Source organism: Pseudoalteromonas sp. T1lg122 (genome assembly GCF_002964825.1).
In the GTDB taxonomy this organism is placed as follows: Bacteria; Pseudomonadota; Gammaproteobacteria; order Enterobacterales; family Alteromonadaceae; genus Pseudoalteromonas; species Pseudoalteromonas gelatinilytica.
Window position 1 is genome coordinate 171,420 of the sequence record NZ_PQCG01000005.1, and the last position, 19,532, is coordinate 190,951.

Genomic DNA, 19,532 nt, shown 5'->3' on the forward strand with positions numbered 1-19,532 from the left:
CTTAACCCTTTATGGAAAATAATTGCTGAAAGTTTAGTGTAGTTTGTTTTGCCACTTCAGTAAATTCACAGCCTTTTAAATCAGCAATTTGCTGACATACATAAGGAAGGTTCTGAGGTTCGTTGCGACGAGACTTCGGTCTTGGTCGAATATTTCTTGGCATTAAAAAGGGCGCATCGGTCTCAATTAACAAGCGATTCAAAGGGATTGCTGGCACCAAGGCTTGCAGTTGCTCACCGCGGCGTTCATCGCATACCCAGCCAGTAACACCGATATAAAGCCCCATTGCTAGGTAGCTTTGCAGCGCTTTTTCATCCCCCGTAAAACAGTGCAATACACCTCGTACTTTGAAGTCACTCAAGATGGCCAACATGTCTTCACTAGCATCTCGTTCATGCAAGTACACTGGCATATTAAGCTGCTCAGCAAGCTGCAGTTGGCGTCTGAAAACACTGCGCTGTACATCACGAGGAGAAAAATCACGGTTGTAATCGAGGCCACATTCACCAATAGCAACTACTTCATGATTTTGGCTTAGTGCTGTTAAGTGTTCTTCAAGGTGGTCATCTGCGGTTTTTGCATCATGAGGGTGAACCCCCGCAGTGCAAAATTGCTTAAACTGTTTGGCGAGCTTAAGAGAGGCTTGGCTAGTTTGCAGATCGCAGCCAATAAGAAGCATCTGTGTTACATTTGCCTCAGCGGCACGTTGTAACACAGCTTCATGAATATCATCAAATTGATGATTGCTTAAGTTGACGCCAGCATCAACCAGCGAAATGCTCATTAGTTAGTGCGCTTAACGCGAATCGAACGGTTTTGGCCTTCAACTTTTAATAGGAAAGAATTGAAAACGCCACGTTCAATAACGACAACATCTTGTTCTTTTAGACGTAGGCTATCAGAACCAACTTGACGCCACTGTTGACCATTATCAAGTTCGATGATGAGCTCACCGTAAGGGGCTTTTTTCACGCTTTTAACGATAGCGCTAATCTGGTCATCATTTACTTTCGCAACTTCTTTGTGCTCTAAACCAAAGTCTTCATTTTTTGTTTTTACAATTTGTGTGCTTGCTGCTGCCGTAACAGGTGCTGCTGCAACAGGCGGTGCAGAGCTTGCTGCAGGTTGTTCAATTTGTTGTTTTGTAGCCGGTTTAGAAAGTGATTTACCCGCCATGACGTTATCGTAACAAAGTAAACGGTTAAAATCATTTTCAACAAAAGTACAGGCTTGTAGTGCTTGTAAGTTAACTTCGTTTGCTTGCGCAGTGCCAGTAATCGTTAACAGTGCAACGAATGGAATGAGTTGTTTTTTCATTTATTCCTCTGATTCCTGTTGAGGTTTGGCGGTATAAAATGCAGCCAAAATTAAGCCTAATTCAAATAATAACAGCATGGGTAATGCTAGTAATGTTTGTGACAGTACATCAGGAGGTGTTAAGAACATGGCAACCACGAATACACCTACCACGATATAAGGTCGTTTTTCTTTTAAACTTTTCGTTGTTGTTGCGCCACTCCAGCATAACAGCATGATGGCAACAGGTATTTCAAACGCAATACCAAAAGCAAAAAACAGTTTTAAAGCAAAACTTAAGTAGCTACTAATATCTGGTGCTAATGTCATCATATCAGGGCCAGTGTTGGTGAAAAACCCTAAAATAATAGGTAACACCACAAAGTAGCAAAATGCGATACCACTATAAAATAGCAAAATACTAGAGGCCAAAATAGGCATCAGCATACGCTTTTCATGTTGATACAAGCCAGGTGCAATAAAGCTCCAAACTTGATGCAGTATCATAGGAATAGCAGCAAATAACGCCACAAATAAGGTGAGTTTAAACGGCGCAAAAAAGGGTGCTGTGACATCCGTTGCGATCATGGTGGCAGTGCTAGGCAAGTTTGCAATAAGTGGAGCTGCAACAAAGCTATAAATATCGTTGGCAAAATACACCAAGCTGATAAATATTAGCAAAATGCTTAACAAAGCTTTCATGAGTCTGTTTCGTAACTCAATTAAGTGGCCAACAAAGCCTGTGTGAGCTTGCTCGGTCATAATTTACTATTCATCATCGTTGTTATTGACCACAAAAGCAGAGTTTAAATTCACTTTTTTTCGTCATTATTATTAATTTCTGCTTTTTCAGGCGTGTCTTTTTTGTAACTGTGGGTGACTGACTGAGCAGCCTTTTGAAGTTCGTTTACAGAGTCTTGCAACTCAGGCGAGAGTTCTTGCAAGTTTTGTTGCTCTGCTTTTTTTAAATTTTCATGAAGCTCATGGATACGGAGTTCTTCGTTCACTTCAGCTTTCACTGAGTTGGCGACTGACTTTAATGTTTTTACCCAGCGGCTCACTGTGCGAATTGCCACAGGCAAGCGCTCTGGGCCTAATACAATCAGACCCACGATCAGTACGACAACAAGTTCCCACATCCCCATGTTGATTAAGCCTTATGGTCGTCTTTGCTTTTCTCTACGGTTTCTTTGCTTTGCGTGTTAGAAGCTTGTTCTATTTGCTCGCTTTTAGCGCTAGTTTGGTCATCGTCAGACACGGCTTTTTTAAAGCCTTTTACCGCGCTACCTAAATCACCGCCGATGCCACGAAGTTTTTTTGTGCCAAATAACAAAACGATGATTGCCAAAATAATGATTAATTGCCAAATACTGATACCACCAAAACCCATGGGTTACTCCGTTTTTTATCAAATTTATTGAATAGACTTGTCTCGATTATACTCACCAAAACATAAATAGCACTTAGTTTATGCGCTGCGCCATGCTGCGATAAAGCCCACGACAGCAAAGCCTGCCGTAATTGCACTGGCGACTAAGTCATGCTGTAAATAACATAAGCCTGAAACAATCAAACAGCTACCAGCAAAGATGCTAAGTAACAAAGGTTTAGCTGATTGCGGCGCTGGCAATTGTACAGGTTGTTGCTGACGTTTTAAGTTTTGATAAATTAAATCAGGTAATTCAGGCATTTTTTCTGCCCAAAATGGCAAGTTCGCATACATTTTTTTCATTACTGCAAGCGGACCAACTTGTTCTTTGACCCAATCTTCTAGAAAAGGTTTAGCGGTTTTCCATAAATCAAGCTGCGGATACAGTTGTCTGCCAAGGCCTTCAACATACAACAGCGTCTTTTGCAGTAACACTAATTGCGGTTGAACTTGCATATTAAAGCGACGAGCCGTATTAAACAGGTTTACTAACACATGGCCAAACGAGATTTCGGCAAGCGGTTTATTGAAAATGGGTTCGCACACAGTACGAATCGCAAACTCAAACTCTTCAATACTGGTATCGGCTGGCACCCAGCCAGAATCTACGTGTAGTTGTGCGACTTGGCGGTAATCACGGTTGAAGAAGGCAATAAAGTTCTCTGCTAAATAGCGTTTGTCTTCACGATTAAGGGTGCCGACAATGCCGCAATCGATGCCGATGTACTTTGGATTATGCGGGTTTTCGCGAGACACGAAGATATTACCCGGGTGCATATCTGCATGGAAAAAACTATCACGGAAAACTTGTGTGAAAAACACTTCGACCCCGCGTTCAGCCAGCAGCTGCATATTGGTATTTTGTGCCAGCAATGCGTCGGTATCAGATACTGGAATACCGTAAATACGCTCCATTACTAATACATTACTGCGGCTATAATCACTGTAAACAAAAGGAATGTAGAGAGAGTCTGAATCTTCAAAGTTACGGCGTAGCTGAATCGCATTCGCCCCTTCACGCATTAAGTCGAGCTCATCCAGCAAGGTTTTTTTGTACTCGTTTACTACCTCAATTGGGCGTAAACGTTTTGCTTCTTTTAACAACTTAGCCACTAAGCGTGCGACTTTTTGCATTAGCATTAAGTCGGCATCAATTTGCTCTTTAATGTTAGGGCGAATGACTTTAATCACCACATCTTGAGGTGTGCCATGTTCATCAATTAAGGTTGCCGTGTGAACTTGTGCAATCGATGCTGATGCCAAAGGTGTTTGCGAAAAATCACTAAACAACTCACTGATATCATTAATGCCAAGCGCTTTTTCAATAAGCTGCTGAGCAAGTTCACCTTCAAAAGGCTCAACCTGATCTTGCAATAAGGCAAGTTCTAATGCGACATCATGCGGCAGTAAATCACGGCGTGTCGATAGCATTTGGCCAAACTTGATCCACACCGGGCCAAGCTCTTGCAAAGCAAGTCGCAAGCGCATACCTGCAGGTTTATCTTTATGTTGATTACGTAACCAAAATAAGCTGCCACGGGCAAGCTTTGCAAACCAAGGCACTCGCTTACGTGGAATTAATTCGTCTAAGCCATAGCTCAGGAGTGTTTTAGTGATGTAATAAAGGCGAGCAGACGACACACAAGTTCCTTAGCGCATTAGCGAGACTGTAACAGCGCGTTAATTCGCATCTCTAACTGAGATACTTGGCTTTTTAATTGGCGATTTTGCTGTTTAAATTCAGCAAGTTCTAGTGGGTGAATAGTCACTGATAGCTCATCTTGGCAAAGTGTTGTTAGGGTATTTTCTAACTTACTTTTTGTTTGTGAACCACGACGTTTTAGAGCTTGGAAAGAAAGCCATAACTGCTGGGCTGGCGCATCACCAATATAACGCGAAAAATGTTCAGGCCAATCAATATCAAGCTCTGCAAACGCATTGCTAAAACCTTGCGCAAGATTTAAATCGCCTTGTAGGTCAAGCTTATCTTGGCGAATGAGTTGCGTCAGCATTGATGGATCTTTAAGGGCCAACAAGGTGTTAATATCGGCGCTGATCATGCAGTCAAACCTGCGCTCTTGCGTGCTGTATAAGTGAATTTGCTCGTCGCTGTAAACGCACAAAATGGATTGTTGCCAATCACGAACTTCAATCAGCAGCTGTTTATCAGCAATTGCTGCAAGCTTGCCCTTTAACTGGGGGTCTAGCGGCAGCAATTGATTAATGATTCGTTCGACGAGTGATAACAGAGCGTTTGCTAACATCGCGTTACCTACTTACTTTACAGAATTTCTAGTATTTAAAACCACGGTGAAGGGCAACAATACCGCCAGTTAGATTTTGATAGCTCGTTTGTTCAAAACCGGCATCTTCCATCATCCCTTTCAATGTTTCTTGGTCTGGATGCATACGGATTGATTCAGCAAGGTATTGGTAAGACTCGCTGTCATTTGCCACTAACTGACCCATCTTAGGTAAGATATTGAATGAATAGAAGTCGTAGGCTTTGCTTAGCGCTTCGTGTTCTGGTTTCGAGAACTCAAGCACCAGTAAGCGGCCGCCCGGCTTAAGAATACGATACATTGAGCGAAGTGCTTTATCTTTATCGGTCACGTTACGAAGACCAAAGGCAATCGTAATTAAATCAAAGCTGTTGTCAGGAAATGGCAATGCTTCGGCATTCATTTGTACATATTCAATATTGCCAACACGACCAAGATTACGCAGTTTCTCGCGGCCAACTTTCAGCATTGAAGAGTTGATATCGCCTAAGATAACTTGACCTGTTTCACCAACTAACTGACTAAATTTAGCGGTCAAATCACCTGTACCGCCAGCAAGGTCTAATACATAGTGACCTTTACGAACACCAGAACTTGCAATAGTTTGGCGTTTCCATAAACGATGAATACCGAACGACATTAGATCATTCATTACGTCATACTTTGCAGCGACTGAGTGGAATACATCTGCAACCATTGATGCTTTGTCGTTTTCAGCAACGGTTTTATAGCCAAAATGCGTGGTCTTTTCTTGATTCTCGTTCATGATTAATCTCTATCGTGGCAATAAAGACTAGTGTACTTGATTGTAGCTGTGGGGTGCAATTTGATTATAACTAAATCATCAGATTAGCGTGGCTTTTCATGACTTAGCGCAGTTTTAAACTTTATTGGCCGGCAATAAAACTACTTTGCCCTAGTGACTTTGCTTTTGCTGCTGCTAAAGATGCTTTTCGGGCTAAACTGTTAAAGTCGCCATCACCTTCATGTTTCGCGATCCCTAGAGCTAGGGTAATCGCGGGGAGTTTAGTGCCATTTTTGGAGCTGACAAAACGTAGCTTTTCGACACCATTTCGTACTTTTTCGGCAATTAAGTTCGCCGTTTCAGGCTCTATATCAGCAAGTAAAATGGTAAACTCATCTTTACTTGTACGCCCAGGTAAACCGCTTTCACGCACGTACTTTTGCACTTGCTTCGCGACTTTATTTAAAATCACCTCACCAATCACATCGCCATAGTTTTCAATAAAATGGTTTAAGTTCTCAATATGAATAGAAATCGCACAAACCGCTTTATTTTGACCAACCCAGAGTTGGGTTTGTTGATTTAAGTAATGGCGTTTGTATAAGCCAGTTTGCTGGTCGGTGATATGTTGCTTACGTAATTGGGTGAGTTGTTTTTGGGTTTTTTCTTGAAGTGCTTTTGCCTTTGCTATTTCTTGCTTAAATTGACGATGTTGATTGAGCAGCACTTCAGACTGTTTACTGAGCATTTTTAATGCGTGGCGCGTTTGCTCAATGTTGTTTTCATCAATTGAATGCACACAATCGGTAATTTGTTCGGCAAAGCGCACAATGTTTTGTTCGTTATTGCTGGCATTACGCGAAAGGGTATTTATAACCGAGTCAACATTGCGAACAATCGCCGTTTTCATTTTATGGCCTTGTTCCATAAAATCGAAATACAACTGTTCTACATAAACACAATCGATGGTTTTTCTTTGTGCGACTGCACGGTCAATAGCGGCGTTAAGTTTTGGATTAGATTGGCTGACGTAGGTATAAACAACCTGATAGTTTAGTGGTGACGGCGGTAATGCGTGATGTTCTAAAAAGATACATACCTTTGTCATTTTTTCTTGAGCAATAGCCATGGAATCATGGAACATCATTTTTCAATACCACTAAATACGCATATCAACCAATTAATAATCTCTTCCGTAAGGTGTATTTGCTTCCAAGCATAAATACTGAGTCTACAGTAATCTGTAATCAACCTATTTAAAAGCAAAATCGCTAACTTTGGAACTTAAATTTGTTTCGTTTGTGTCTATTAGCTGATTTTCTCAACAACTTTAACAAGTGTAATTAAAAATTGTTTAAAGCTTGCTCACTGTTGTTTACACAGCGCTGCTAATTTAAGCGCATTTAACCTGAGCTTGGTCGCATTTGCTTGGGTTTTAGCCAGTGCTGCGCTACTTTAGCGATACTGATTAAAACTAAAAAGAATGCTATGAAACAAACACTGTCGCGAACTTTAAACCGCTCTGTTATTGCGGTTGCTTTAGCGTGTACTTTAAGCGCTTGTCAGGTAACAAATATTGATGCTGATCAGCAATTTACTCAAGTAGCCGAAAATATTGTTAATTATCGCCAAAGCATCAGCCCATATGGCAAAGAAAATGGCGTAGATGGGTATTTATTAGAAAATCTATCGGCTGAATTTTTAGAGCAAAAATACAAGAAGAATACTGAATTACTTGCTGAGCTAGATGCTATAGACCGTGATAAGTTATCTGAAGAAAACCGCATTAACCTGACTATTTTGCGTGGCCAAGTGCAAAATAGTGTCGATGAATATGTCTTCAATACGCACTATATGCCACTGACATCTGAGTATGGGTTTCATTCTAGCTTGTCGTTTATGGTTTCTAGCTCTGATTACACAAAACCGCAAGACTACCAGTTATACCTTGCTAAATTGCAGCAAATTCCCCGCTATTTCTCGCAAAATATCGGCTGGATGCGCAAAGGTCTTGAAGTGGGTTTAACCCAACCAAAGGCTGTGTTAGAAGGCTATCAAGACTCTATTACGGCTTATATTGTTGATGATGCTACCCAGTCTGAATTTTACAAACCATTCTTAAATAACACGGCAGGTTTGAGTGATAGCGAATTTGCTGCATTACAAAAGCAAGCACAAACCATTATTAAAGAACAGGTTATTCCGGCTTATCAAGGTTACTTAACTTTCTTTAATAACGAATATCAACCGGGTGCACGTACTGACATTGGCATTTCAAGTACACCAAATGGTAAGGCGTTTTATGAAAATCGCGCCAAGTATTACACCACTACTGATATGACGCCGAAAGAAATCCATGAGCTGGGTTTACAAGAAGTCGCGCGTATTCGTGCAGAAATGGAAAAAATTATTGAGAAAGTAGGTTTTGAAGGCTCGTTTGCTGATTTTGTCCACTTTTTACGTACTGATCCGCAATTTTACGCAAAAACACCGAAAGATTTGCTAAAAGAAGCGTCTTACATCGCCAAAAAAATGGATGCGCAGTTACCTAAATTATTCCATACCTTACCGAGAATGCCGTACGGTGTTGCGCCAGTGCCTGAGAGTATTGCCCCTAAATATACAACCGGTCGTTACTCAGGGTCTCGTCGTGATGATCAAGCGGGTTATTACTGGGTTAATACCTATGCGCTCGATAAGCGTCCGTTATATGTTCTTGAAGCATTAACGCTACACGAAGCTGTACCTGGTCATCATTTACAAATTTCACTTAATGCTGAACTTGAGTCATTACCAAGCTATCGCCGCAATGCATATTTGTCGGCATTTGGCGAAGGTTGGGGCTTATATTCGGAATTTTTAGGTATCGAAGCGGGCTTTTACCAAGACCCATACAGTGATTTTGGACGATTAACTTATGAAATGTGGCGTGCCGCGCGTTTAGTGGTTGATACAGGTATGCATATGTATGGCTGGAGTCGCGAACGCGCAATGAAATTTATGAGCGAAAACACCGCGCTTTCATTACATAACGTGAAGACTGAAACCGACCGTTATATTTCATGGCCTGCACAAGCGTTGTCATACAAAATTGGTGAGCTAACGATTAAACGTTTACGCCATGAAGCTGAGCAAGCGCTTGGCCAAGACTTTGATATTCGCGAATTCCACCACCAAATATTACGTCATGGCTCAGTGCCAATGTCGGTGCTTGAAGAGCAAATTCAACTTTATATTAAAGCTGAGCTAGCAAAACGAGCAGCATAGCAGATGAGAAAGGCGTGATTTACATCACGCCTTTTTTGTTTATTGCACGTAATATAAACACCTTATATGCTTTGAAGGATGTCATTTCACAAAGGGGCCTTGGATGAGTGATTTTATAATTTTTAGTATCGATGTTTTTGCCAGCTTATTTATTTTTGCACTCGGCATAGGTTTGCTGGTGATTGTGTGCTTTTACATTAGTGATGTGACGCAGTCTAAACAGGCGATTCGCCGTAATTACCCGGTGATCGGCCGATTTCGTTATTTCTTTGAGCGCCAAGGTGAATTCTTCCGTCAATACTTCTTTGCAATGGATAGAGAAGAGTTGCCATTTAACCGTGCTGATCGAAGCTGGGTTTATCGTGCTGCGAAAAATGTTGACCGTACTACGGCCTTTGGCTCAACACAAAGTCTTGAGGCAACGGGCACTGTGATGTTTATGAACTGTGCGTTTCCAACCTTAGATGAAGATGCACTTGACCCTAGTGAAGTCACGTTAGGGCCTTATTGCCAAACTCCTTATACAACAAACTCGTTATTTAATATTTCTGGTATGAGCTTTGGTGCCTTATCTAAGCCTGCTGTTCGTGCGTTATCGCGAGGTGCAAAGTTAGCAGGCTGTTGGATGAATACAGGCGAAGGTGGGCTCAGTCCTTATCACCTTGAAGGTGGTGCAGATATTGTGTTTCAGATTGGCACGGCAAAATATGGTGTACGAGATGAGCACGGCAAATTAAGCATCGAAAAACTCAAAGCAATTGCTGAGCATGAACAAGTTAAAATGTTCGAAATTAAAATGAGTCAAGGTGCCAAACCCGGTAAAGGGGGGATGTTACCAGGGCGTAAAGTGACTGCTGAAATTGCAAAGATCCGGGGCATTCCTGAAGGGCATGACTCGATTAGTCCAAATGGTCACCCAGAGATTAAATGCCCAGCAGATTTACTCGATATGATTGAAACGGTACGCAGTACCACAGGTAAACCAACCGGTTTTAAAGCGGTGATTGGTGAATACACTTGGCTCGAAACCTTGTTCAGTGAAATTAATAACCGAGGCATTGAATCAGCGCCTGATTTCATCACTATTGATAGTGCCGACGGCGGTACGGGCGCAGCTCCTCAACCCTTGATGGATTCAGTTGGTTTACCGCTTCGAGAGAGCTTGCCTTTGGTTGTCGATCTGCTAAAAAAACATGGTCTCAGAGAGCGAGTGAAAGTGATTGCATCGGGTAAGCTAATCGTACCGTCAAAAGTGGCTTGGGCATTGGCACTTGGGGCTGATTTTATTGTTTCGGCGCGCGGTCATATGTTTTCGCTAGGTTGTATTCAGGCTCTGCAGTGTAATAAAGATACCTGTCCGACCGGTATTACGACTCACAATGAACGCTTACAACGAGGCTTAGATGTGACCGATAAGGCACAGCGTGTCGCTAATTATAATAAGTTTATTCACTATGGTGCAGGGCTGATTGCTCACTCGTGTGGTGTATCAAGTGCCCGTGAGTTAGCTCGCCAGCATGTGCGTGTAGTACAGGAGAATGGTTTATCAGAGCCGCTCGATAAAATGTATGAACACTACAATAAATAATCTAGTTGAGTTGAATAATTAAAAGGCGCATTGAGCGCCTTTTTACTTTTTGCTAGTTAATTTAATAAACTGATTAATAAAGAAAAGAACTCGTCTTTATTGTTACAGCTTGTGGCATTGAGCATCAGTTGTTCGCCAAGTACGAGTGTTTGTTGTTGTACTGCTAAACGCGCTTGTTCATCTTCAATTCCATCGATATCAGCAACATGGGCTAAACCAATAGTACGGCGAATAAGTTCAGCGCCACAGTAACCAATTGCATCACGCAATACGTGTTGTAAGTAATCTTCGATAAAGGCGCGGTTTGCAAAGCTAATATCAGTTGCTTCGCTGCTTGCTAGGTTTAACCAATGTTGTTCAAATTGGCTGTAACAGTCTTGTAAGCAGGTTAATAAATGAGTTTGATACTGACGGCGCTTTGCTTGTTCGGCAATACGTCCATTTTGGGCACAGTAATTTAGTAACAAATTACCCATAAATGAGCCGATATCGAAGCCAACAGGGCCAAAAAAGCCGAACTCTGGGTCGATCATTTTAGTGGTTTTGCTATCAACAAAAATGCTGCCACTATGCATATCGCCATGCAATAAAGTTTGCGGGCATGATAAGAATTTAGCTTTTAATTTCGCTGCGGCTAGTTTTAAAGCATCATTATTACGAATACTTTCGACGTGCTCAGTAAGCTCTGCAGGGAAATTATTGCGCTCATGCTCAATGTACGGATCGGTAAAGAATAAGTCTTCCGTGATCTTACATAAATCAGGGTTAATAAATTGACTGACTTTGGCTTTTTTATCTTCAGCAGATAAATAAAAGTCTGAGTTATAAAAGCCTGTACGGCTTAAATACAGTGCAACATGATTGGCCAGTAATGGGAATTGCTCGGCCTTGATTTGTGCGCCACGTAAAATTTGTAGGTCGCCTAAATCTTCTAATACGGTTAACGCCAACTCGACATTGTGATGCAGTATTGCCACAGTATGTTCAGGGCATAACTGACCATGATTAATCAATACTTCGGCTTCAATGCGTGCGCGGTCTAACGATAACGGCCATGACTCACCTACACAACGGGCGTAAGGAAGTGCCTGCTTTAAAATTACACTGTTGTTGTGCTGATCAGCAACCCGAAAAACTAAGTTTAAGTTTCCATCACCAAATTCGTATGCAGTCAGTGTTGCATCAGCAGCGAATACTGAGCTTAACTCATTTTCGATAAGTTTTTTAATGTAATCAACAGCATGCTCTGCAGTGAAGGCAGTATAGTTAGCCATAGCTTTATCTCGTAATACAATTAACTTTAAGCATTCTATACCTGTAACCGTTTAGATGTCCATACATCTAGCTTGTTAGTTGTCAAAACTGATGTAAAATAACTATTCACTTAAATTAGTTTTTCATTAGTAATTCGGATTCAGTATGCAAGATCTCATCGCCAGCAGTATTAAATATCAGCAAGGTACGTTAACTGTGCTTGACCAGTATTTGTTGCCACATCAACAGCATTGGCATGTGTGCAATGATGTTGAAACGATGAAAGACCTGATCTTGACCTTAAAAATTAGAGGCGCACCTTTAATTGGCTTAGGAGCGAGTTTATTGGTTGCACATTTAGCAGAGCAGGGCATGAGTCAGTCAGCACTTGCGGTTGCTATAGATGAACTAGAAGCAACCCGCCCAACCGCCGTTAACCTAATGCACTGTATGGCCAAGTTACGTACAGCACTGATAGAGACTGATTATGTTGCTGCTGTTGTCGCGACTGCTGAACAGTTATTTAAAGAAGATATTGCCCTTTGCGATAGCATGGCAGAACGTGGTGCAGCCTTGGTTGATAAAGGCGATAACATTTTAACGCACTGTAATACAGGTGCGTTGGCAACGGCTGGTGTAGGCACTGCATTAGGTGTGATTTATAAAGCGCAGCAACGCCATGGTGATATTCATGTTTGGGTTGATGAGACACGACCGTTACTGCAAGGCGGTCGCTTAACAGCTTTTGAGCTTGAGCGTTGGCAAATCCCTTATACTTTGATTTGCGATAACATGGCAGCCAGTTTAATGGCTGCGGGCAAAGTAGATAAAATCTTTGTAGGTGCAGACCGTATTGCTGCAAACGGTGACTTTGCAAATAAAGTCGGCACTTATAACCTCGCTGTGTTAGCGCATTTCCATAACATTCCATTTTATGTCGTTGCGCCACTTACGACGCTTGATACACAAACGGTGTGTGGTGCCGATATCGAAATTGAGCAACGCAGTCCCAACGAAGTGCGCGGTGTTAGCGGTAGTTTTGGTGAAGCGATGTGGGCACCGACTAACGCAAAGGTTTATAACCCGGCATTTGATGTTACACCGGCGAGCCTAGTCACAGGCTGGGTGCTCGATAGCGGCGTTTATAACCAATCCGATATCGAGCAAGGTGTTCTAAAGCAGCTAAAGTAGAAAATTACTCAGCACTTTTTTTAGTGTAAAGCTCAATGCTGTTTTGAGTATTTGCTGTTAAGAATGAAATAGCGAGCTTGTCATTATTGGCATTGAGATGGCTAATAAAGTGCAAATGCTGCAGTTGAACTGCAAGTTCAACATCCTTCATTTTTGCTAAGTTGATGCTATACACTTCTGCTTCGGTGGCGATGTACAAGCTGTGCTGGTTACTTGCCATCGAGATAATCGAAGGTTTTAGCTCGATAAGTTTGTCTGGGGTCACCAGTTCACTATAGGTATTATTGTCACTGTCTAGTAGCAGGTATTTTGCGTACTTAGAATGCACGATTAGCTGATCATCATCATACCAAGCAATTTCTAAAGGGGTGTCGATGGTGCTTTTAACAACGTGATCGCTATTGGTGTGCAAAATCATTATTTGGTTTTGCTGGCTGCTAAGCTCTGTATAAATCACTGCAATTTTATTGCCTCTGATTGCTGCCAATTTGCTGTTTCCTGGTAGCGTCCAGTGTTTAATTTCTGAAAAATCATTGGCACTTAATAAGCTTAGTTGCTGAGTGGTTTTATTAAAACTTACGAGCTGACTGCTGTCGCTATTTGCAGTAATAACGGTCGTATCTTCGCCAAGCTTGTCGGTTATATCTATATATTGGTTATCTTTTCTCAGCCAATGTTGGCGCTTATAGAATTCAAAATCAGCGAAGTAGAGATCATTATTCGGTAGTGCGACAACATCATCCTCATGCTTATTTGCCGTAGCAATATAGCTCATTTGTTTTGATTTTAAGTCAAATATGGCCCCATCATTGTCGTGTAAATCAGTGCTGATCAAAACACTTTGTTTATTAAGGGGGTAGGCGAAATTAGCTCGCTTTACTGGTGCTTTAACAGGTTGTCCTCGGCTCATGGTATCAAACGAAAATGATTCGATCGTCAATTTACCGCGGTTATACCAAACCAGCGAGTTAGTTTGCTCATCATAAGTCGCAGCCCAAGAGCGGTAGTTGTTCGTCGTTAAGAGTTTAAGTGAGCTGCCGTCTAAATTTGCCATGTAAATCTCTGCTTGACCCACATTATGGCGCTCGAAAATAATCCGACTAGGGTTTTTGATGGTGGTTAAAATGTAGTCGCCAGTACCTGTGATATTTGGTGAAGTAATGCGAATTTCTTCACCTGTTTTTAAATCTTGAGCATAAAGGGCGTTTAAGTGAGTTAAACCACGGTAGTTATTTCGTCTTGTAATTGCCACATTGCCGACCTCCATGTACTGGGTTGGAGATAAGCTACGTATAAATTGATTGGTTCTAGGCTTAATTAAAGCTTCATTCGATAACAGGTTGCTTGCTTGCCAAGCAATACAATCGTTGTAATCACTTCCTTCACATGAACCATAGAATAGACGCTCGCCATCGTCAGACCAGCCTTGTAAAAAGAGATCCCCTGATGCAATTTGGTACTCTTTTTTAGTTGTTAAGTCGACAACATAAAGGTACTTATCATCAATATCATTTTGCAGTATGTAGGCTAATTTTGTTTTGTCTTGATTGAGCATTAAGCGGTAGTGTGTGCCTTTATGCCAGGAAATCGTTTCTACTTGCAGGTCTAAAAGTGGTGCTTCGCTTTGGTCTTCAGTAGTGGCTTTAGGTTGTTGTAAGAACAACCAAATAGCAGCAAGCAGTAAACTCAATACTAAGGCTGCAAAAGGCCACGGCCAGCGAGAAGTATGATCTTTTTTTGGACTAATGTTGGCTGTATTAACTTGAGTCTCAGCGTCTTTATCTGCTGTTATTACATTTTCTGTTTTTAGCGGCTCTGTACTCACCGCGTGATCAAGAAACTTAACTTCAATAAATAAACTGTAGCCTTTGCGGTAATGGGTTTTAATGGTTTGCCCAGGCTGCTTTTCTGACTTGAGTACTTTTCTTAATTCTGAGATGGCGCGGTTGATGGCATTGTCATCAACGAAGCTTTGTTGCCAAATGTTTTCAACCAATTCTTGGCGAGTGATAATGCGATCATTATGGGTAATGAAAAAGCACAAGAGTTTATAAAGTAAAGGTTCTAGTTCGCGCGTATGCGTGCCATCGCTGATGGTTTGCTGCTGAGTGTTAAATTGCCACTCACCCACATAAATAACGGTATCGCGTAAGGGTGAAAATGCCGACCCCATGTTTAGTCCTTTAACTAAAATGTAATAATCTTGATGGGGAAGATAATAACAGCTTTTGTTCTTGATTTGGGTTTTTTTGTTTTATATTTGTAAATTAAAGGCTGTTTTTTGCAACATATAGCCAAGCTTGGCTGCTACACTGAAATGTTTCTGCAATTCTTTGATAATCATCCACTTCGTAAGCGTCTGCCTGAGCAAGCTCTTGTTCGGTGATTAAATAAATTGTGCCATTAACCGTATCACTTTGTTTGCCCGTTTTGATTAACGCTGGGTGAAAACGCTGGCCGCTACTTTTAAGGACAGCTTCGTCGGTGATCTCGACTTCACCAATAACATAACCGGTTAATGTAGCTGGTTGACCTTCGAGCAAGCGCCCGAAGGTATCTAGCTGAACCTGCGGATACTGTAAGGTACCGTAAGAAAATAGCTTTTCCATGTTAGTCCAGCAGTGGGAAGGTGTTTGCAATGGTTGACTCAGTACTTTTAGCCACCCAACCTTCGGTATTATTAAATAAGCGAATTGCTGTGAATTCAGGGTCGCTGCCCATATCAAACCAATGCGGTGTGAGCTCAGGAACAGAAATAAGGTCACCTTGCTGGCACAGCACTTGATACACTTTATCGCCTAAGTGTAAGCAAAATAAACCTTGGCCTTTCACAAAAAAACGTACTTCATCTTCGCTATGTGTATGCTCAAATAAGAACTTGCTGCGTAATTCGCTAGCATTTGGATTACCTTTAGCAAGCGAAATAACGTCCACTGTTTGATAACCCCCTTCAGCCTTAAGGCGCTCTATATCGTTAGTATAGGCAGTTAAAATAGCGTCATGGCTGGTATCTTGGTCAATCTGTGCCGTTGCTTGCCACTGCTCAAAGCGAACGCCAACCGCATTCAGCTCACTCGCAATCGCGCTTAAGTCTTCACTGTGAAACAGTATGTTGTCTGCGTTGTTATCATTAAAAATAGTTAATTGGCTCATGCTAAAAGCTCCGCACTAAATGCAGTGAAATCGTTAATGTATGGGTGAGCGTCGCTGACTGCTTGGCCATCGCGAACAAGGTGTAAAGTGCCAAGACCAGCAGCTTTGGCAGCATCAAGCTCTGCTTCCACATCACTTAAGAACAGCACTTCTGCAGCTTCAAAAGGCAAGGCTGCAATAATATTCTCATAAGAGCTCTGCTGTTGTTTTGCGCCAACTTTGGTGTCGAAGTAATCACTAAATAAAGGTCTAACATCACCATAATCAGAAAACTCAAAAATCAGGTGTTGCGCTTTCACAGAGCCCGAAGAGTAGACATATAAACTTTTACCAGCTTGTTTTTGGGCTTGTAAAAAGTCATAAGCATCAGGGTAAAGGTGGCCAGTAAAATCACCATTTTCGTAGCCTGTTTGCCAAATTAACCCTTGTAACTGCTTAAGTGGGGTAATTTTTTGATCCGTTTCAATCCAATGAATTAAATGGCTAATAACCGTGTCGATATCGGCTTCTGGTTGCTCTATATGTGCCTTAACAGCCTCTATTTGGGCTGCTACTTCTGGGTCACTTTGATGTGACTTCACAAACTCAGGTAATTGCCCTGCCGCGTAAGGAAATAATACGTCTTTAACAAAAGAAATGCGGGTAATTGTGCCTTCAATATCGGTTAAAATTGCTTTGATCATGCTTGAACTCCAGCTTGAATGCCTTCTAGTTTTAAGCGTTCAAGTTCACAGCTAAACAAAAACTCTAAGCCTTCTAAATGACGCTGTACTTCTTTGATATCGCGACCAACCACGTATAAACCATGACCACGAATTAATACGGCATGCTCAATAGGGGTGTGAAGATGATGATCACTGACCAATAAACTTAAACGGTCAATGTCTTGGTCATTATCAAAAATAGGAATACTTAGCGTATCTAAATGTGACTTAACGCCACTTAAAGATTTTTGCATTTCGTAGCCATGTAAATTGATAGCGTGGCCTTTGATCACACGCGATAACACGGTTGCTGCAACAGAATGGGTATGCAAAACAAATTTAGCTGATGGGATCAGCTTATACATATTTAAATGTAGCTCAGTTTCAGCTGATGGATTACCAGAGCCTTTAGTGCGATTACCTTCATGGTCAAATTCAATAAACGCATGAGTGCCGAGTTGGCCTTTATCGAAGCCACTTGCTGTGACGACATAACCGCTTGCAGTGCGGGCTGAAAAGTTACCACCAGTAGCAGGGACCCAGCCACGTTGGCTTACCCATTTACCAGCTTCAATTAGTTCTGAAATAGCGGTATTGTTATGCATATATTCCTCGACATTCTAAAAGTTATTTAGACGGCTATACATCTGTTTTAAGCAATGATAGCATCGCTTCGGGCGCAAAACCATCTTTAAGGAACCTCTGTGTTTGAAAGTAAATTGCCGAATTTAGGCACCAGCATTTTTAGTCAAATGACAGCTCTGGCAAATCAGTATCAAGCTATTAACTTATCTCAGGGTTTTCCTGAGTTTGATGCACCTGAATTGCTAAAAAAACAACTCAATCATTATGTACTTGAGGGGGTAAATCAATATGCGCCTTCAAGTGGTATTGCAAAGCTACAACAGCAAATAGCGACTCTGATAGCGAGAAAATACCATAACAACATAAATTACGAGCAACAAGTTACTGTTACATCAGGGGCAACAGAGGCATTATTTGTAGCGATTCAAGCACTTGTCAAAGAGGGTGACGAAGTGGTGGTGTTTGACCCTGCTTATGACTCTTACCAACCAGCAATTGAGCTTGCAGGCGGTCGTTCAGTTCATGTCGCTTTGCATGCGCCAGATTATAAAATCGATTGGCAAGCCGTAGCCGATGTCATCACAGACAAAACACGTGTCATCATCATCAACACGCCACATAACCCAAGCGGTAAAATCTTTAAAACAGAAGATATTAACGCCCTTAAAGCGCTTGTTGCTGAGCATGATTTATATGTGATCAGTGATGAAGTGTATGAGCACATTACCTTTGATGGCGCTTTGCATTTAAGTGCGCTGACCGACTCTGAGTTATTTGCACGTAGTTTTGTGATTTCAAGTTTTGGTAAAACCTTTCACAGCACTGGTTGGAAGATGGGTTACTGTGTAGCACCCGCTCAGCTCATGGTGGAGTTTCGTAAAATTCACCAATATGTGACTTTTTCAAGCTTTACGCCTGCTCAGCATGCATTAGCCGATATGCTTGAGTTAGAGCCTGATCATGTTGATGAGCTAAGTCATTTTTATCAACAAAAACGTGATTTACTCAGCGAAGCGTTAGCGCAAAGCCGTTTTAAAATATTACCAAGTGAAGGCACTTACTTCTTACTACTCGATTATAGTGATGTGTCTGATCTTGATGATGTTGAGTTTTGTCATTGGTTGGTCGAGCAAGCGGGGGTTGCAGCTGTGCCACTCAGTGTGTTTTACAACAGTGCAAGCAGCGATAAAGTGATTCGTTTATGTTTTGCAAAAAATGATGACACATTAAAACGTGCTGCGGAGATTTTATGTCAACTTTAACCTTGGCTTTAGTGCAGTCATCACTGCATTGGCTTGATAAAAACGCTAATCTTACGCATTTTTCTGAGCAGCTTAATAACTTAAACGAGCAGGTCGATTTAATTGTCTTGCCAGAAACGTTTGCCACGGGTTTTGCGATTAATCTAGATTGCAGTGAGCCTGAACAAGGCGACGTACTTAGCTGGTTACAAGCCACTGCGAAGCAAAAGAATGCCGTGATTGCTGGTTCTGTTTTAGTTGCAAAAGGTGACAAAAAGGCCAATCGATTTTATTGGGTTTGGCCAAATGGTGAAGTAAAGTATTACGATAAACGCCATTTATTCTGCTTAGGTAACGAAGGTAATTTTGTTGCAGCAGGTACGCAACGCGAGATATTCACAATCAATGATTTTCGCATTTTACCGCAAGTGTGTTACGACCTGCGCTTTCCTGTATTCCAACGAAACTGCAATGACTACGATGTGATGATCAACGTAGCCAATTGGCCGGCGGCACGTCGCCATGTATGGGATACCCTGTTAAAAGCACGCGCAATGGAAAACGTGTGTTATGTCGTGGGCGTCAATCGTATTGGTGCAGATGGTAATGATATTGCTCACAGTGGTGGCACCGCGGTTTATGATTTTAAAGGTGATACTTTGGCTGCGCTTGAAGATAACCAATCGGGTATCATTATTAAGCGCTTAGAAAAATCACCGTTAGATGACTTTAGAAAGGCTTTTCCTGCTCACTTAGATGCTGACCAATTTCAATTACTGTAATTGCATTGCATAACT

General features: G+C 41.7%; 20 protein-coding genes. 5 read left to right on the plus strand and 15 right to left on the minus strand.

Annotated elements, in window-relative coordinates:
• Position 1 precedes the first annotated feature (1 nt).
• The 9 genes from C2M33_RS04970 to C2M33_RS05010 form a co-directional block, all read right to left on the minus strand.
• Complete coding sequence (locus C2M33_RS04970; protein WP_105173900.1) at positions 2 to 784, minus strand: TatD family hydrolase; 783 nt, start codon at positions 782 to 784, stop codon at positions 2 to 4.
• Positions 784 to 1,317, minus strand: coding sequence for a hypothetical protein (locus C2M33_RS04975; protein ID WP_105173901.1), 534 nt, complete (start codon positions 1,315 to 1,317; stop codon positions 784 to 786). The genes C2M33_RS04970 and C2M33_RS04975 overlap by 1 nt, the downstream gene beginning before the upstream one ends.
• Complete coding sequence (gene tatC, locus C2M33_RS04980; protein ID WP_063700986.1) at positions 1,318 to 2,058, minus strand: twin-arginine translocase subunit TatC; 741 nt, start codon at positions 2,056 to 2,058, stop codon at positions 1,318 to 1,320. It abuts the gene before it with no gap.
• Between the two features lie 50 nt (positions 2,059 to 2,108).
• A complete protein-coding gene (gene tatB / locus C2M33_RS04985) occupies positions 2,109 to 2,441 on the minus strand; it encodes a Sec-independent protein translocase protein TatB (protein WP_105173902.1) in 333 nt (110 codons plus the stop codon).
• Between the two features lie 5 nt (positions 2,442 to 2,446).
• The gene (gene tatA, locus C2M33_RS04990; RefSeq protein ID WP_063700991.1) at positions 2,447 to 2,686 is read right to left on the minus strand and encodes a Sec-independent protein translocase subunit TatA; all 240 of its coding nucleotides are present in this window, start codon (positions 2,684 to 2,686) and stop codon (positions 2,447 to 2,449) included.
• A 78-nt stretch (positions 2,687 to 2,764) separates the two neighbouring features.
• The gene (gene ubiB / locus C2M33_RS04995; RefSeq protein ID WP_105173903.1) at positions 2,765 to 4,366 is read right to left on the minus strand and encodes a ubiquinone biosynthesis regulatory protein kinase UbiB; all 1,602 of its coding nucleotides are present in this window, start codon (positions 4,364 to 4,366) and stop codon (positions 2,765 to 2,767) included.
• Positions 4,367 to 4,383: 17 nt separating this feature from the next.
• On the minus strand, positions 4,384 to 4,989 hold the full coding sequence (locus C2M33_RS05000; RefSeq protein WP_105173904.1) for a ubiquinone biosynthesis accessory factor UbiJ: 606 nt from the start codon (positions 4,987 to 4,989) through the stop codon (positions 4,384 to 4,386).
• A 28-nt stretch (positions 4,990 to 5,017) separates the two neighbouring features.
• Positions 5,018 to 5,773, minus strand: coding sequence for a bifunctional demethylmenaquinone methyltransferase/2-methoxy-6-polyprenyl-1,4-benzoquinol methylase UbiE (gene ubiE, locus C2M33_RS05005; RefSeq protein ID WP_063700994.1), 756 nt, complete (start codon positions 5,771 to 5,773; stop codon positions 5,018 to 5,020).
• 121 nt (positions 5,774 to 5,894) lie between these two features.
• Entirely contained in the window at positions 5,895 to 6,881 is a 987-nt protein-coding gene (locus tag C2M33_RS05010; protein WP_063700996.1) for a GGDEF domain-containing protein, read from the minus strand.
• Between the two features lie 359 nt (positions 6,882 to 7,240).
• On the opposite strand from C2M33_RS05010, the gene C2M33_RS05015 reads away from it, so the two are divergent.
• The gene (locus C2M33_RS05015; RefSeq protein ID WP_063700997.1) at positions 7,241 to 9,019 is read left to right on the plus strand and encodes a DUF885 domain-containing protein; all 1,779 of its coding nucleotides are present in this window, start codon (positions 7,241 to 7,243) and stop codon (positions 9,017 to 9,019) included.
• 103 nt (positions 9,020 to 9,122) lie between these two features.
• Positions 9,123 to 10,607: an FMN-binding glutamate synthase family protein gene (locus tag C2M33_RS05020; protein WP_063700999.1), complete on the plus strand. Its 1,485-nt coding sequence runs from the start codon at positions 9,123 to 9,125 to the stop codon at positions 10,605 to 10,607.
• Between the two features lie 56 nt (positions 10,608 to 10,663).
• Here C2M33_RS05020 and mtnK read toward each other — a convergent pair whose 3' ends face one another.
• Positions 10,664 to 11,881, minus strand: coding sequence for an S-methyl-5-thioribose kinase (mtnK, locus tag C2M33_RS05025; RefSeq protein WP_105173905.1), 1,218 nt, complete (start codon positions 11,879 to 11,881; stop codon positions 10,664 to 10,666).
• 145 nt (positions 11,882 to 12,026) lie between these two features.
• Between mtnK and mtnA the strand changes: the two genes are divergently transcribed.
• Entirely contained in the window at positions 12,027 to 13,052 is a 1,026-nt protein-coding gene (gene mtnA, locus C2M33_RS05030) for an S-methyl-5-thioribose-1-phosphate isomerase (protein WP_063701003.1), read from the plus strand.
• Positions 13,053 to 13,056: 4 nt separating this feature from the next.
• On the opposite strand, the gene C2M33_RS05035 is transcribed toward mtnA, so the two are convergent.
• The 5 genes from C2M33_RS05035 to C2M33_RS05055 all read right to left on the minus strand — a co-directional run bounded on the left by C2M33_RS05035 (position 13,057) and on the right by C2M33_RS05055 (position 17,514).
• Entirely contained in the window at positions 13,057 to 15,225 is a 2,169-nt protein-coding gene (locus tag C2M33_RS05035) for a winged helix-turn-helix domain-containing protein (protein ID WP_105173906.1), read from the minus strand.
• A 94-nt stretch (positions 15,226 to 15,319) separates the two neighbouring features.
• Positions 15,320 to 15,661 carry a gamma-glutamylcyclotransferase family protein gene (locus C2M33_RS05040; RefSeq protein ID WP_063701007.1) on the minus strand — a complete coding sequence of 114 codons (342 nt, stop codon included), beginning with the start codon at positions 15,659 to 15,661 and terminating at the stop codon, positions 15,320 to 15,322.
• Position 15,662: 1 nt separating this feature from the next.
• Complete coding sequence (locus C2M33_RS05045) at positions 15,663 to 16,205, minus strand: 1,2-dihydroxy-3-keto-5-methylthiopentene dioxygenase (protein WP_063701010.1); 543 nt, start codon at positions 16,203 to 16,205, stop codon at positions 15,663 to 15,665.
• Positions 16,202 to 16,888 (minus strand): acireductone synthase, encoded by a 687-nt coding sequence (gene mtnC, locus C2M33_RS05050; RefSeq protein ID WP_063701012.1) that lies wholly within the window; start codon positions 16,886 to 16,888, stop codon positions 16,202 to 16,204. Before mtnC ends, C2M33_RS05045 begins: the two co-directional genes overlap by 4 nt.
• Positions 16,885 to 17,514: a methylthioribulose 1-phosphate dehydratase gene (locus tag C2M33_RS05055; RefSeq protein ID WP_063701015.1), complete on the minus strand. Its 630-nt coding sequence runs from the start codon at positions 17,512 to 17,514 to the stop codon at positions 16,885 to 16,887. The genes mtnC and C2M33_RS05055 overlap by 4 nt, the downstream gene beginning before the upstream one ends.
• A 99-nt stretch (positions 17,515 to 17,613) precedes the next feature.
• Between C2M33_RS05055 and C2M33_RS05060 the strand changes: the two genes are divergently transcribed.
• Together C2M33_RS05060 and C2M33_RS05065 are read left to right on the plus strand one after the other, a co-directional pair.
• A complete protein-coding gene (locus C2M33_RS05060) occupies positions 17,614 to 18,756 on the plus strand; it encodes a methionine aminotransferase (protein ID WP_105173907.1) in 1,143 nt (380 codons plus the stop codon).
• A complete protein-coding gene (locus C2M33_RS05065) occupies positions 18,744 to 19,517 on the plus strand; it encodes an amidohydrolase (protein ID WP_063701019.1) in 774 nt (257 codons plus the stop codon). Before C2M33_RS05060 ends, C2M33_RS05065 begins: the two co-directional genes overlap by 13 nt.
• Positions 19,518 to 19,532 lie beyond the last annotated feature (15 nt).

What these genes read in the sequence shown, in the direction of transcription:
- tatA (WP_063700991.1), bottom strand. Translation starts at nt 2,686, where the DNA reads ATGGGTTTTGGTGGTATCAGTATTTGGCAATTAATCATTATTTTGGCA.
- C2M33_RS05040 (WP_063701007.1), bottom strand. Translation starts at nt 15,661, where the DNA reads ATGGAAAAGCTATTTTCTTACGGTACCTTACAGTATCCGCAGGTTCAG.
- C2M33_RS05015 (WP_063700997.1), top strand. Translation starts at nt 7,241, where the DNA reads ATGAAACAAACACTGTCGCGAACTTTAAACCGCTCTGTTATTGCGGTT.
- C2M33_RS05000 (WP_105173904.1), bottom strand. Translation starts at nt 4,989, where the DNA reads ATGTTAGCAAACGCTCTGTTATCACTCGTCGAACGAATCATTAATCAA.
- C2M33_RS05020 (WP_063700999.1), top strand. Translation starts at nt 9,123, where the DNA reads ATGAGTGATTTTATAATTTTTAGTATCGATGTTTTTGCCAGCTTATTT.
- C2M33_RS05045 (WP_063701010.1), bottom strand. Translation starts at nt 16,205, where the DNA reads ATGAGCCAATTAACTATTTTTAATGATAACAACGCAGACAACATACTG.
- C2M33_RS05010 (WP_063700996.1), bottom strand. Translation starts at nt 6,881, where the DNA reads ATGGCTATTGCTCAAGAAAAAATGACAAAGGTATGTATCTTTTTAGAA.
- mtnC (WP_063701012.1), bottom strand. Translation starts at nt 16,888, where the DNA reads ATGATCAAAGCAATTTTAACCGATATTGAAGGCACAATTACCCGCATT.
- tatC (WP_063700986.1), bottom strand. Translation starts at nt 2,058, where the DNA reads ATGACCGAGCAAGCTCACACAGGCTTTGTTGGCCACTTAATTGAGTTA.
- tatB (WP_105173902.1), bottom strand. Translation starts at nt 2,441, where the DNA reads ATGGGGATGTGGGAACTTGTTGTCGTACTGATCGTGGGTCTGATTGTA.
- ubiE (WP_063700994.1), bottom strand. Translation starts at nt 5,773, where the DNA reads ATGAACGAGAATCAAGAAAAGACCACGCATTTTGGCTATAAAACCGTT.
- C2M33_RS05055 (WP_063701015.1), bottom strand. Translation starts at nt 17,514, where the DNA reads ATGCATAACAATACCGCTATTTCAGAACTAATTGAAGCTGGTAAATGG.
- C2M33_RS04975 (WP_105173901.1), bottom strand. Translation starts at nt 1,317, where the DNA reads ATGAAAAAACAACTCATTCCATTCGTTGCACTGTTAACGATTACTGGC.
- C2M33_RS05065 (WP_063701019.1), top strand. Translation starts at nt 18,744, where the DNA reads ATGTCAACTTTAACCTTGGCTTTAGTGCAGTCATCACTGCATTGGCTT.
- C2M33_RS04970 (WP_105173900.1), bottom strand. Translation starts at nt 784, where the DNA reads ATGAGCATTTCGCTGGTTGATGCTGGCGTCAACTTAAGCAATCATCAA.
- mtnK (WP_105173905.1), bottom strand. Translation starts at nt 11,881, where the DNA reads ATGGCTAACTATACTGCCTTCACTGCAGAGCATGCTGTTGATTACATT.
- mtnA (WP_063701003.1), top strand. Translation starts at nt 12,027, where the DNA reads ATGCAAGATCTCATCGCCAGCAGTATTAAATATCAGCAAGGTACGTTA.
- C2M33_RS05035 (WP_105173906.1), bottom strand. Translation starts at nt 15,225, where the DNA reads ATGGGGTCGGCATTTTCACCCTTACGCGATACCGTTATTTATGTGGGT.